This window comes from Paenibacillus polymyxa, from assembly GCF_001719045.1.
Lineage (GTDB): Bacteria > Bacillota > Bacilli > Paenibacillales > Paenibacillaceae > Paenibacillus > Paenibacillus polymyxa_B.
Genome location: NZ_CP015423.1, coordinates 5,175,073 through 5,188,969 on the forward strand (window position 1 = coordinate 5,175,073; position 13,897 = coordinate 5,188,969).

At 46.2% G+C, this 13,897-nt stretch carries 10 protein-coding genes; 9 read left to right on the top strand and 1 reads right to left on the bottom strand.

Going from position 1 to position 13,897, the window contains the following annotated elements:
• Nucleotides 1-24 precede the first annotated feature (24 nt).
• The 3 genes from AOU00_RS23465 to AOU00_RS23475 all read left to right on the top strand — a co-directional run bounded on the left by AOU00_RS23465 (nucleotide 25) and on the right by AOU00_RS23475 (nucleotide 3,690).
• Nucleotides 25-1,986 (top strand): sensor histidine kinase, encoded by a 1,962-nt coding sequence (locus AOU00_RS23465; protein WP_069291772.1) that lies wholly within the window; start codon nucleotides 25-27, stop codon nucleotides 1,984-1,986.
• Nucleotides 1,958-2,746 carry a response regulator transcription factor gene (locus AOU00_RS23470; RefSeq protein ID WP_069291773.1) on the top strand — a complete coding sequence of 263 codons (789 nt, stop codon included), beginning with the start codon at nucleotides 1,958-1,960 and terminating at the stop codon, nucleotides 2,744-2,746. Before AOU00_RS23465 ends, AOU00_RS23470 begins: the two co-directional genes overlap by 29 nt.
• A 131-nt stretch (nucleotides 2,747-2,877) precedes the next feature.
• Nucleotides 2,878-3,690, top strand: a complete 813-nt coding sequence (locus AOU00_RS23475) for a DUF3891 family protein (protein WP_069291774.1) — start codon at nucleotides 2,878-2,880, stop codon at nucleotides 3,688-3,690.
• 114 nt (nucleotides 3,691-3,804) lie between these two features.
• Here AOU00_RS23475 and AOU00_RS26740 read toward each other — a convergent pair whose 3' ends face one another.
• Nucleotides 3,805-3,942, bottom strand: coding sequence for a hypothetical protein (locus AOU00_RS26740; protein ID WP_023988334.1), 138 nt, complete (start codon nucleotides 3,940-3,942; stop codon nucleotides 3,805-3,807).
• Between the two features lie 257 nt (nucleotides 3,943-4,199).
• Here AOU00_RS26740 and AOU00_RS23480 point away from each other — a divergent pair, with 257 nt between their 5' ends.
• From AOU00_RS23480 to AOU00_RS23505, 6 genes are all read left to right on the top strand, one after another.
• Entirely contained in the window at nucleotides 4,200-5,345 is a 1,146-nt protein-coding gene (locus AOU00_RS23480; protein ID WP_069291775.1) for a glucose-1-phosphate adenylyltransferase, read from the top strand.
• Between the two features lie 23 nt (nucleotides 5,346-5,368).
• Nucleotides 5,369-6,472, top strand: a complete 1,104-nt coding sequence (gene glgD, locus AOU00_RS23485; protein WP_061830347.1) for a glucose-1-phosphate adenylyltransferase subunit GlgD — start codon at nucleotides 5,369-5,371, stop codon at nucleotides 6,470-6,472.
• Between the two features lie 45 nt (nucleotides 6,473-6,517).
• Nucleotides 6,518-8,971 carry a glycogen/starch/alpha-glucan phosphorylase gene (locus tag AOU00_RS23490; RefSeq protein WP_069291776.1) on the top strand — a complete coding sequence of 818 codons (2,454 nt, stop codon included), beginning with the start codon at nucleotides 6,518-6,520 and terminating at the stop codon, nucleotides 8,969-8,971.
• Nucleotides 8,972-9,161: 190 nt separating this feature from the next.
• A complete protein-coding gene (locus AOU00_RS23495) occupies nucleotides 9,162-9,713 on the top strand; it encodes a DUF2062 domain-containing protein (RefSeq protein ID WP_061830376.1) in 552 nt (183 codons plus the stop codon).
• 190 nt (nucleotides 9,714-9,903) lie between these two features.
• Entirely contained in the window at nucleotides 9,904-10,920 is a 1,017-nt protein-coding gene (locus AOU00_RS23500) for a hypothetical protein (RefSeq protein WP_069291777.1), read from the top strand.
• 157 nt (nucleotides 10,921-11,077) lie between these two features.
• On the top strand, nucleotides 11,078-13,753 hold the full coding sequence (locus AOU00_RS23505; protein WP_069291778.1) for a YhgE/Pip domain-containing protein: 2,676 nt from the start codon (nucleotides 11,078-11,080) through the stop codon (nucleotides 13,751-13,753).
• The last annotated feature ends 144 nt before the right edge of the window (nucleotides 13,754-13,897 follow it).

Genomic DNA, 13,897 nt, shown 5'->3' on the forward strand with positions numbered 1-13,897 from the left:
TTGAACCCCTAAGGATGTGATTTCATGCCAGGCCGTGCACGTTCACAGATGAAGAGCCTGCTGCGCCGCACTATATGGCAGTGGATGAAGGGGACGGCCGATCGGCTTGGCGGTTGCTCCCTTCAAGTTAAGCTCATTGTCGCGTATATCGGAGTCATTTTAATCCCGGTGGTATTATTCTCGCTATATACCTTTCACCAACTGTACGAGAATACCATGCACGACATCACCGTACAAAATCAGTATGTGTTGGATACAGAGCTGGCCCATATTCATAGCAATATGGAAATTATGGAGCGAACCGCACAGCTTGCGATCTCAGATCGCAACGTACTTCGTTATCTGACCGAGGAACGTGAAATAAGCAGCGATGAGCTAGTCCAATTCAACTTGAATGTGTTTCCAAATTTACAGCACTTGCTGTACAGTAATCCCAATGTAGAGAACATTCGACTGTATACCAATAATCCCCAGGCGCATGAAATATGGCCGATGATTTTCAAAGAATCACGATTGCCTAAGGCTTCCTGGCTGAAAATGGCCCAACTCCGACAAGGGAAAATATGGTGGGAAATGTACAAGGGGCCGAAAAGCTTACTTCTGGGGCAATCCCGGCAGGAAAGTGAGACAGTGCAGTATATGGCACTGCTGCGTGAAATTCAGTCTACCGGAGGAAGACACGCAGGTCTGGTAGAAACAAACATGAGGCTGGAGCTATTTTCACCTAGAGTATTTGGAATCCCACAACGTGATCGTGCATGGCAAATGTTCATTCTGGACGGCGATTCCAGCGCAAGGAACGCTGAAAAACCAATGTCTTCTAGCGATATAGCTACAGCTTCCTCTCTATCAGATTCAATTTCCATCCCTCTGTCCCATGTGCACCATCTGTTTCAGTCCCAGGTTCAGGGACCGGGTGGTGCTTTTGATTTTTCCTATGAGAATAAGCCTTATCTCGGTATGTATCGTTATATAGAAGGGTTGGACGCCTATTTGCTAAATGTGGTGGCGTTGGACGGTCCGCTGGGTGATCTCCGTCAGAAACGCAATGCCATGCTGCTCATTATTAGTATGCTGATTGTGTTTATGTCCGTCATTTCTTATACCCTGCATGCCTTCATTCTCAAGCAGCTACATACACTGCGTGAATCCATGAAAAAAGTAGAGCAGGAGGGTGACTTTCAGCTTAGAATTCCAGTATATGGGCGGGGAGAAGTGGCTGAGCTGGCTCTATATTTTCGCAGTCTGCTAAGTCGGATTAACGGACTCATTGCCGAGGCAGTACACAAGCAGGCCGCTGCTCAGGAGGCTGAACTGCTAGCGCTCAAGCATCAGATTGATTCCCATTTTCTCTATAATACATTGGAAAATTTAAAAATGATGGCGGAGATAGAACGGCAGTATCCGCTGTCGGATGCCCTTACCTCCCTTGGCTCGATGATGCGTTATAATCTCCAATGGTCCGGGTCGTGTGTTGCGTTGCGGGATGAAATCCGACATATCCAGCATTACGTGGCCATCATGAACATTCGCCACGATAACCAAATTGGATTGGAAATTCATCTATCGTCGGCGTTTATGGAACTGGAGATGCTGAAAATGTCGCTGCAGCCTGTAGTCGAAAATGCTATCAAGCACGGTTGGAGTACATTGCAAAGCCCATTCAGCATCACGATTGAAGCCTGCTCTAAGCAGGATATCATAGAATTGCGTATACAGGATAACGGAGTGGGGATATCTGAAGAAAGAAGAAACGCCATCATGGCTGGTCTAGCGCGAACGGATATGGATTCCCATGAGCCCGGGATGAATGGGGGAATCGGTTTGTATAATGTGCATCGCCGTTTAAGTATGCAGTATGGCGAAGAGTATGGCATAAGACTGGACAGCATCCCCGGACAATCGACGACAGTGACCCTAATTTTGCCTAGACGTTACATGATGAGGGGGGCGGACCATGACGACCAAGCTGTTGATTGCGGATGACGAGAAAAATATTCGAATGGGACTTCAAGCTATGATCGAACGGGAATTTTCCGGTCTCTATGAATGTGTACTGGTCAAGGACGGAAGGGAAGCCTGGCAGCATGTGAAGCAGTTTTTGCCCGAGTTGGTGATAACGGATATCCGTATGCCTGTTATGGATGGCATTATGCTGATGCAGCATATTCGCGAGCTGGAGCCGGAACGCAGACCTTTGGTGATCATTCTCAGTGGATATGACGAGTTCCAGTATGCGCGCGAAGCGATTCGCTGCGGGGCACGGGAGTATTTGCTCAAGCCGATTGTAAGGGAGGAGCTGTTTGGTGCGCTGGCAGTTTTGAATGAGGAATTGAAGGAGAGGAACCACCTCATAGACGATAGTGTTGTCAGCGTAGAGAAAGGTAGACTGGCTGGCGCGAGTGTCATCCCCGATAGAAATGGTAGCATGACACGTGCTATCCAATACATCCATGCTCATTACAGCGAGGATTTAAATATGGCAGTAGTATCCAATTCAGTATCCTTGAATTATACGTATTTTAGTCAGGCTTTCAAAGCCTATACAGGCCTTAGCTTTGTTCAATATGTAAAAAGGCTGCGCATTGCAGAAGCCAAAAAGCTGCTGGAGTGTCAAGGGGGCAAGATTTATGAAATTGCGGCTAATGTGGGTTTTGACAATGCAAAGCATTTTAACAAAGTATTTCGTGAGCTGGAGGGGATGACCCCACAGCAGTTTCGAGTGCAGAATCAAAAGGGTAATTAGATATAAAGAGGCGGAAAACTTGCCTGCCTTTTTACCCTTATCCTGATATAATAAACGTAAGCATAACCATGGCCTTCGATCAGAGAGTTTGTACACTATCACACGAATCGCCGAACGGAAGGGGAGAGCATATGGTTATTTATGAAACGGACCAAGCTTATATCATGACGACGCAGCATGACCATGCCCATATTTCGGGTGAGTTGGCTTCGCAATGGGAAGAGAGTGCCTTCAAGAATAGACGTCATAAGCAGGATTTTGTATATGCAGCAAGGGAGCATGATCGGGGTTGGATACAGTTAGACGCTGCTCCTTTCTGGAATGATCATGTGTCTGCACCTTATACATTTATTGATTTTCCGCTCAGTCCACGTTTTGTTTTCTATCGTCTTGGGATTGATGAAGTCGAACAAGGAAGTATATATGCGGCGTTACTGTGTAGCTTGATGTACAAGGAGCTAGTCGGACGGACCGAGCATCAAAACGCTCAGGACAAGCAGATTACGCATGCTTATCAGGAGGCGGAGGAACAGCGTCGGCAGAGGCTCAAACAGGAGCTGGCATGTGGCGTAACCTTCGACCATCAAGTACGGACCGATGTACGGAGAATGTTGTTTTGCGACGAATTGAGTCTGTTTTTGTGCAGCCGAGAGCCGGGTACGCCTACAGCAGATTATGAATGGTTTGCTGAAGGTTTAAGCTTCCCGGCTGTTCGACATGAAAGCGGGCGAGTTTGGGCCGAGTGGCTATCGGATCAGACTGTAGGTCTTTCCTTTTTTCCTTTCAGGGGAAAGGTAGGGATTACTCATACCTTTAAGAAGGTGGACAAGGAGAAAATTCGTTCCTTTGGTCTCCTAGAGGCTTACCGTTCTTCCGAATGGACGCATCGAACCTTTACCGTTGAACATATCATGGAAGTAGAAGAACATAAGGAGAATGCCTGACCGTCTACGGATACAGCCTCGAACCATATTTTGTTCGTAGACGCAGAAAAAAGTCAGAGCAAAGCCTCCCTGAACCATGATTCAGAGAGGCTCGCTTTTTCTACCTTTAACATTCTACGATTTTGCAGATGTTTTCGCACGATTGACAATGGTCTGTACTTTATTCAATACCTTATCGCGTGCCCCTTTATTTTTCATCAGATACGTAACACCCATTCCCAATGCTGCTACCACCCATTTTTTATTCTTCATGAATAACGCCTCCTTATGATCATGTTGTCATACACGAATACTTTAAAAGTATCCAAAATGTGAAAAGATGAACGGGATTTTACGATTTAGTGATTCCTTGCACTCGTTCCGCATAACTATGATTTTACCCTTCTCCATCACATCTTACCCGTTCCTTCGCCAATGAAACGATTACGACTGTCTTTTCATGTTTAATGGATATTATCAAATATCCCGCCACAATTGCTTCAGACGCACATGACAGGGAGGTCTTTGTTATGAGAAAGAAGGAAGTGGTTGCCATGCTGCTCGCCGGCGGACAAGGCAAAAGACTCAAAGGACTTACCCGTACACTAGCCAAACCGGCAGTGTTTTTTGGAGGGACTTACCGCATTATTGATTTCCCTCTCAGCAATTGCACTCATTCTGGTATAGACACCGTAGGCGTATTGACCCAATACGAGCCGTTGGTGCTTCATTCCTATATCGGCGTAGGCAGCGACTGGGATTTGGATCGCCTGGATGGAGGAGTGTTCGTTTTACCTCCGCACGAGAAAGAAAATGGAAACAACTGGTACAGGGGCACGGCGGATGCAATTTATCGAAACCTGCATTTCTTGGATCAGTATGACCCGGAGCATGTACTCATTCTGTCAGGGGATCACATTTATAAAATGGACTACAGTCGAATGCTCCACTATCACAAGGAGAAGGAAGCAGACTGCACCATTTCTGTCATCAATGTCACGATTCAGGAAGCCCAACGATTTGGGATACTGAACGCCGATGATGATCTGAAAATATACGACTTCGAGGAGAAGCCTGAACAGCCGAAAAGTACATTGGCCTCCATGGGCATTTATTTGTTCAAATGGGAGGTGTTGCGTCGCTATTTACTGGAAAGCGCAAGCGATTCTGAATCCTCACATGATTTTGGCAAGGATATCATTCCATTGCTGCTTCAGCATGGCCGGTCGCTGTATGCGTACCCGTTTGCCGGGTACTGGAAGGATGTAGGTACCATTCAGAGCTTGTGGGAGTCCAACATGGATCTTCTGGTTCAGGATCCGCCTTTGGATCTGAACGATCCTTTCTGGCGCATCTATACCCGCAGCCCCAATCAACCGGCCCAGTATATAACCCAACGGGCGATTCTCAAAAACAGTATTGTAAATGAAGGCTGCATGGTGGATGGAGAAGTAAGGCATTCTGTACTATTTTATGGGGTCGAAGTAGGTGAAGGGAGCGTTATTACCGATTCTGTCATCATGCCGAACGTAAAAATTGGGCGCAATGTACGTATCCACCGGGCTATCGTGAATGAGAACATCGTTATTGAAGACAACGCGTTTATCGGACCTGAAGATAGTTCTGATGAGATTATTTTGTTCGATCAGGAAAGCCAGCTTCATGCACGAATTTAACCCGGATAAGGACGGTGTCTGCTATGAGCCGACTCATTGGAGTTATCAACCTGGATCACGAACTGGATCAATTGAAGGAGTTGACCTATTTCCGGTGCGGGGCCGCAGTTCCCTTTGCCAGTCGATATCGGCTCATTGATTTTACCTTATCCAACATGATGCATGCAGGGGTGCATGATATTGCACTGTTTATCCGCCGCAAATACCGTTCGCTGCTGGATCATCTGGGTGAAGGTCGGCCTTGGGATTTAGACCGCAGACGGGGCGGGTTGTTTATTTTGCCACCGGACTGGAATGATCCGACGGATGCATCACGTGGAGATTTGCAGCATGTGCACAACAATCTGGATTTTTTTCATCGCTCATCGGGGCAAACCCTTGTTCACGCAGGAACTCAGCATGTCAATAAGGTTGATATCGAGGATGTATACCGTTATCATCGGGAGAAAAATGCAGATGTTACCCTCGTATATAAACCCATAGACCAGCTCGAATCTGAACATGCTCCTTGTGCACGACTGGAGATTGATGAGAACGGACGGGTGACTGGTATTCATCAGGAGCAGGATCATCATAATATTTATCTGGAAATGTTCGTGATGGACAAAGGCTTGTATCTGGATCAGGTGAAGCATTGCATTGCCCATCAGGATAATCATTTCTTTCGCGATGCCATCCAGAAAAACCCAAGTGGGCTGCGCATTTATGCGTATCGTTATGAAGGTTATCATGCAGTCATTAATTCTATCGAGAGCTACTATAAAAATAGCATGAAGCTGCTGGATCAGCAGCAGTATCAAGCACTGTTCCAGAATCAGCCGGTGCACACCAAAATCAAGTATGAAGCCCCGACTCGTTATACGCACAGCGCCGAGGTGGATCATTCGCTTGTTGCTAATGGCTGCACCATTGGGGGCAAGGTCGAGAACAGTATTCTTTTCCGTGGAGTGCAGGTGGAGGAGGGCGCGCGGGTAAGCAACTCGATTATTATGCAAAAATGTGTCATCCGTAAAGGGGCAGTTGTGGAGAATGTGGTTTTAGATAAAGATGTACAGCTTTCACCAGATCGAACTCTGATTGGAGACATTAGAGTTCCCTATGTCATTGCCAAGAATAGCGTAATTTAAAGGATATACTTAGCCATTAAAACGGAAATAACAGGAGGTACAACTTTGTTCAGCAATAAAGAAGCTTTTAAGCAGGCTTTTCGAGAGCAACTGGTCGGAAGGCTGGGCAAACCGATGCAGGAGGCTCAGTCGGAAGACGTATATAAGGTTTTGGGTGGCATGATTCGTGAACAAGTCGGCAAGAATTGGGCAGAAACGAACCAAGCCTACAAAGAAGGACAAGAGAAGCAGATTTATTATTTTTCACTGGAATTTTTGATAGGTCGTCTACTGGGCAGTAATCTGCTGAATTTGGGCGTACTGGATATGGTTCGGCAGGCATTGGGTGAACTGGGCTGGGATCTGGAGGAAATTGAAGAACAGGAGGCGGACGCGGGGCTAGGCAATGGTGGTCTCGGCCGTCTGGCGGCTTGCTTCATGGACTCGCTGGCATCCCTTGGCTATGCAGGACATGGCTGCGGCATCCGATATAAATATGGTCTGTTTGAACAGCGTATTGTGGATGGAAATCAGGTTGAACTGCCGGATTACTGGCTACAGAAAGGGAATGTCTGGGAGGAACGCCGTCCTGACAAAAAGGTCGAGGTTCATTTTTGGGGAAGAGTGGAAACCCGTGAACAGGAGGGACGTCTTGTATTCGAGACACAGGATGCCGAAACAGTCTGGGCTGTCCCTTACGATATTCCGCTGGTGGGCTATGGTCATGCGCAGGTGAATACGCTGCGGATTTGGAGTGCGGAATCAGCGCTTGATCCCGTTCGAGGACCGATTCGAGGCGAGGGCGGTTATTACCGCTTTCTCGACTACAATCGATCGGTGGAATCCATCTCGGCATTTCTATATCCGGATGACTCCAATTATGAGGGAAAGCTGCTTCGCTTGAAGCAGCAGTATTTCCTGTGCTCGGCCGGATTGCAAAGTATTTTACGTACGTTCGAGAAGCTTCGTTTACCTTATAGCCAGTTGCCCGATAAAATAGCACTGCACATTAACGATACACATCCGACGCTGGTTATACCGGAACTGATGCGTATTCTGATAGACGTGAAGGGCTTGGGCTGGGACGATGCATGGGATATTACGACGCGAACCGTTTCTTATACGAATCATACGATATTAAGTGAGGCGCTGGAACAATGGCCTGTCAATATGGTACGGGAGCTACTTCCTCGCATTTCCTTGATCATTGAAGAAATGAACAAACGTTATTGCGCTATGCTACTGGAGCGTTACCCGGGTCAGGACATCAAAATTGGTGAAATGGCGATTATTCACGGTGAACAAATCCGTATGGCTCACTTGGCAATCGTCGGCAGCTACAGCGTTAATGGGGTAGCTGCGCTGCATACGCAAATATTAAAGGAACGAGAGATGAAGTCGTTTCACGAGCTGTACCCTGACCGTTTTAATAATAAAACAAACGGGATTGCCCATCGCCGCTGGCTAATACATGCCAACCCGGAGCTGGCAAGCTTGTACGATGAGACCATCGGCACACGTTGGAGGACCCGTCCAAGGGAGCTCATCGACCTGCTTCGTTACAGTGGGGACGAGTCGTTCAAAGAACGGATACAGGCGATTAAGCGAAATAATAAAGTCAGGCTCGCTGAGCATGTTTTTGCAAAACAGGGCGTGCGGCTGGATACGTCCTCCATTTTTGATGTACAGGTCAAACGGTTGCATGGTTATAAGCGACAGCTGCTCAACATTTTGCATGTGATGCATTTATACAGTCAGCTTAAAAGTAATCCTGGCCTGGATGTGACGCCACGCACGTTTGTTTTTGGAGCCAAAGCCGCCCCCGGTTATTTTCTCGCCAAACAGACGATCAAGCTCATTAACAACGTGGCGGACACGATCAATCGGGATGTAGATGTCAAGGACAAGCTGAAAGTCGTTTTCCTTGAAAATTATTCGGTCTCGCTAGCCGAGCTGATTATTCCTGCGGCGGATGTCAGTGAGCAGATTTCCACGGCAGGCAAGGAAGCCTCAGGCACAGGGAACATGAAATTTATGATGAACGGTGCGCTCACAATAGGTACATTGGACGGAGCCAATGTTGAAATGCATGAAATGGTAGGCGATGCCAACATGTTCATTTTTGGATTGAAGGTGGATCAGATCGAGGCATATTACCGAGACGGCCAGTATTCGGCGCGCAAAACAGCCAACAGTGACGAAAGACTGCGTGAAGTGTTGGATCAACTCGTGAACGATGCTCCTTTTACGCGGCATGAACGGGAATTTGAGGCCATTTATCAATCCCTGATTGATCATAATGATGAATACTTTGTGCTCAAGGACTTCGCATCCTATGTGGATACACAGGTTCACATTGAACAAGTGTATCGGAATCCCTCGGAGTGGACTCGGCGTGTTATTGTGAACATGGCCCATTCCGGGAAATTTTCTAGTGATTGTACGATTCAGCAGTATGCAACTGAGATTTGGGACATTGTACCTCTCCAAAACGATGTCAACAAGCGAATTCTGTCCTAAAACGGCGAAACAGGCGGAATAACATTGCTTTTCGAACGCTGAGGGTTATAATGACAGTATAGACATAAGTAAGGATGGGAGCTGTATTGACTCATTCCTGAACTTGAATAGTACTGTTGAAGGAGTCCTCCTATTGATAAAGCTCAATCCGAAAAGGCTCAAACCTCATAAATCGAAGAAGAAATATAATATGTTTCAAAATATATGGCGTGCGATTCGGCTGAATTTCATCAAGCTGTTGCGCGCCCCTGGTGGAGTTAAAAAGATTTCTTTGGGCTTCGCCATTGGCTTTGCGTTGGAGATGATCGTGATTTCCACGGCTTCTCTGGTATACCTTGTTTTTTATCCGATTGTTCGTCTCTCTGGCGGCTCGCTGCCTGCGGCCATTGTGGGTAACGTTGTAGGTAAGCTGACCTTTTTGCCAATTGTACTGATGCCATTCGCCAAGCAAGTGGGAGCTTGGATTTATCCAACTCATTATCCGGTACATGTCAGGGGTGGACGACTTCACGAGCATTCTTTTATGGAGCTGTTTCACGGCAACTGGTCTGTATTCAGAGACTTGCTGCACGGAGGCTTGCACATCCTGATCGGCATGTCGATTTTCGGTGTGGTGCTGGGCATTATCTCGTATTTTGTCATACAGGTTCTGTATAATCGTTCGCTGCACAAACGGTTGGAAAAGCGGAAGTTGCGTCATGGTGCAGCATTTTCGGCGGCCAGACTGCTGAAGAATGGATAATGTAGTGAATGAGAAGCTCCTTGAGCCTAAAAATTAGGCTTGAGGGGCTTCTTTTGGTTTAGGATTTCTGGATGAGGCTTGAAGAGCGATTAGAGTAGGTAGCAACTTTTTACTTTTGTGACACGTCTAAGGGATATTGTGCTTTAATCATTAAAGAATTTTTTGTAGACAACAGGAGGAAATGGACTGAATGAAAAAATGGAGTTCTGTCACAGTAACTGCGGCGGCAATATCAATACTTTTAGGATCGGCGCCAATGGCGTTGGCACAGCAGCCCGCTGCTGACAAAGTTCAAACCGCACAAACCACTGTTAAACTGGATCAGACTGTCACCAAACGATTAACGGATGTGTTGAACAAATTGGCCGGGAAGCAAACGATAGAGTTTACAAGTGTCGAGACTGCTTTTGATTCACGGATTATAAACGGAACTTTGCGCGGCACAGCTAATGCTGATTTTATCCAAAATTATGATTCCAAAAAAGGAATCGTGCAGTCCACCAGCATCATCTATGATTCCGCTGATATGAACAAAGTTATGGATCATAACCTGCGCAGCAAGGTTGCATCTTTCCTGAAATCATTCGATACCGATAAAGTTTTTAAAACGGAGGCCATATGGCGCGTATATTCCCCGGTAGACGAAGTAGGACTCCAAAATTATTGGGTGCTGTGGGGGAATGATCAAAGTATTTATATTGATCTTGATCATGGAAATCAAATAACAGCCAGCTTTATGTATTCGCTCAAAGACTTTAAAGCTGCCTTAACCAACAAAGCGAACCGTTCGCTTAAAACACTTGGTATGGCTACAATCAAGCCGTTTGAATACGTGCTCCGTCAGCAGGAAGGTAAGGATACTGTCTGGAACTTCCGGGACGATGGTGGATCAAACAACGTACTGATTGGTGTAAAAACCGGTAAAGTATGGGCCGTAAAAAGTGAGTATGGTATGGACTGGGATGGAGATAAGGGCTTTGCCAAAGCATTTGCCAAGCCAAGGCTCAGCAAAACCCAGGCACTTGCAGCCGCCAAGTCGAAAGTACAATCCCTTTTTGGAATTAACCTGAAAGGATACACCGTAAAAATGAAGGATAACGAGTATACATTCTCCAAAAAAGGTGGGGTTACTGTTGTGGGAAAAATCAATAAAAAAGGAGCATCTTATTCCCTAGAGGCTATGCCCGCGAATGGAGTTCGAAATTAAGCAGATTGATTTTATTGAAAAGCGTATGATCTCTATAAGTGTCATACGCTTTTTACATATTTTGTAACAGGATTGGCTTCATTCGCTCGAATCGTTTACAATACGTGTGCATACAACAATGGACGACAGGTTAATGTACATACGAGGAGTGATGAAGTTGCGGAAGATATGGCAAATCTACTTAACAGACTGGAGAAATGTATTCAAAGTATCGACCGGGACTTTATTAGTCATTGGCATCATTCTTTTGCCTTCCGTCTATGCATGGGTGAATTTGAAAGCGATGTGGGATCCGTATGCGAATACATCTGGGATTAAAATTGCAGTAACCAGCCAAGATCAGGGTGCAGAAGTGAATGGTAAAAAGATTAATATCGGCGATGAGGTTTTGCATAACCTTCAAAATAACAAGAAGCTGGGTTGGACTTTTGTCAATGAAGCGGAAGCACGAAAAGGTGTGTTGAATGGTGATTATTATGCCAGCCTGCTGATCCCCAAAGATTTTTCAGAGAAAATTACAAGTGTGCTGACGGAAAATCCGCAAAAGCCAGAAATTGATTACGCCGTAAATGAAAAAATTAATGCAGTAGCTCCGAAAATTACATCTTCGGGGGCAACCTCTCTGACGAACCAGATTAGCCAAAACTTTATTGAAACTGCCAGCCAGGCAGTATTGACGAAGTTGAAGGAAGCCGGAGTCAAGTTGGAGGAGGAGCTCCCGACGATTCGTAACATTGAGAACCGGGTGTTGGAGCTGAATAATCGATTGCCAGATATCGAAAGGTTGGGCAAACAGGCATTGGAACTGGAGCAAAATTTGCCGAAAATAAAGGCACAGGGACAAAAGATCATTGCATTGAAGGAGAAAATTCCTGAAATTAACCGTGCCGGTGACCTGGTACTCAAAATTGACAAAAACATGCCTGAGCTGGACAAGGTAGCCACTGTTATTTTGGATATCCAAAAAAGAATACCTGATATTCAAAAGGCAGGTGATCGAATTGTTGAACTGGATCAAAATTTCAGCAAGGTAGAAAGCGCACTGGCTACCGCTTTAGAGGACACGCAAACGGCCCTTAAGGTCATTAATGCTGCTCAGAAAGCACTGCCAGAAGTACAGAAAATAGCGGACACAGGCAAAGACTTTACAACCGGTTTACTTGAATTTCTGGACAAAAATGAGGGTGCGCTTGATTCGATTGGTACAGTAGTTAAAGAAGACTTACAGCTGGTACAACAAATCGCGAATGAAGTTTCTCAGATTACAGACATCATTCGTGGTGTGGATTTTGATCCTAAAGCAGCACAAGCTGCGGTGAATCGTGTCAGCGGTAGGCTGACAACTGCCGTGGGGGTGCTGGATCATATTTCTCAATTGCTGAACCGTGTGAACGGATACTTGCCAAGTCAACCTCTGGATTCACTTATTTCCCGTGTGAGCGGGGTGGAGGATCGTTTCCGTCGTCTGAATAGCACAGTAACTAGTATCGGGGATGCCATCCAGCGCGGTGAAAAGCCTGCGCAAAATCTGCTGGATGACACTGATCGCCTGGCAGGAGAAATCAGTAGCGAAATTGACAGCATTTTGGGCAATTATGATACGGAGTATGCACCCGCCATTCAAAAGGCGCTGGATCAGATCAAATCCGTTGCCCGCAATTCTGCCAATGTGCTGACTACAACTCAAGAGCAGCTACCGAATATTGAAAAGCTATTAAATGACGCACAGGCTGCAGCAGAATTCGGTCAGCAAGAGCTAACACGTCTCCAGCAGGATCTGCCACAATACCGTCAAAAACTGCATGAAGCGGCGACGACGATTCAGGGACGTATGGGCGAGTTTACGAATGCTGTGAACAAAGCCGCAGACTTCGTAAATAACGATTTGCCGGCGGTTAAAAATAAAATTCATCAGGCAGCAGATTTTGTGCGTAATGATTTGCCCAAAGCGGAACAACAGTTTGTCAAAATGGCTGATTTAATTGAAAATAAATTTCCTGAAGCTGAAAAAGCGGTACACCAAGTGGCCAATTTTGTAAGGACCGATCTTCCAGCTGCCGAGGATTCCATACGCCAGGCTGCAGACACAATTCGCAAGCTTAAGGGCGAAAATGCACTCGGACGCGCTATTGCATTGCTCAAGGGGGATGTGAAAAAGGAAAGTGATTTTCTCGGCAGTCCGGTATCGTTGAAGCAGGAGCGGATATACCCAATCCCCAACTATGGTTCTGCGATGTCACCTTTTTACACTACATTGTCGATTTGGGTGGGTGCGATGCTACTGGTCTCGATGTTCAGGGTAGATGTGGATGACCCGGAAGGACAATTTAAAAGCTACCAAGTGTATTTCGGACGGCTTATGACATTCTCCACGATTGGTATTTTTCAGGCGCTGAGCGTATCTCTCGGTGACTTGTTCCTGCTCGGGGCGTATGTGGATGCCAAAGTAGCTTTTGTACTGTCCTCTATGCTGATCAGTCTGGTGTTTACGGCGATGACCTATACACTAGTTTCTGTGTTCGGCAATATCGGCAAGGGACTGGCAGTCATCCTACTGGTGCTTCAATTCTCCAGTTCAGGAGGGACATTCCCGATTGCGACGAGTACACCGTTCTTTCAGGCGCTGAATCCGTTTGTACCATTCACCTATGCGGTTAGTCTGTTACGAGAGACAGTAGGAGGGATGTTGCCTTCGACGGTGACACGGGATGTGGTGATGCTGTTTGTATTTATCGGTGTTTGCTTCCTGTTTGGATTGGTGTTTAAGAAGCCGCTCAGCAAGCATACGAAAAAAATGGCCGAGCGAGCAAAAGAAACGAAATTGATTCCTTGATTGTAAAAAAAAGAATGAGTTACGGTGGTTGAAGTGAGCCGCTCCGCGAAGGATTTGATCTTACGATCGCTGTTGCCACGGGATTCTTTGGATTAGATAGACATGAAAAGGTAAGAATCCCGTGGCAAAGGCGAACGCTTCGCT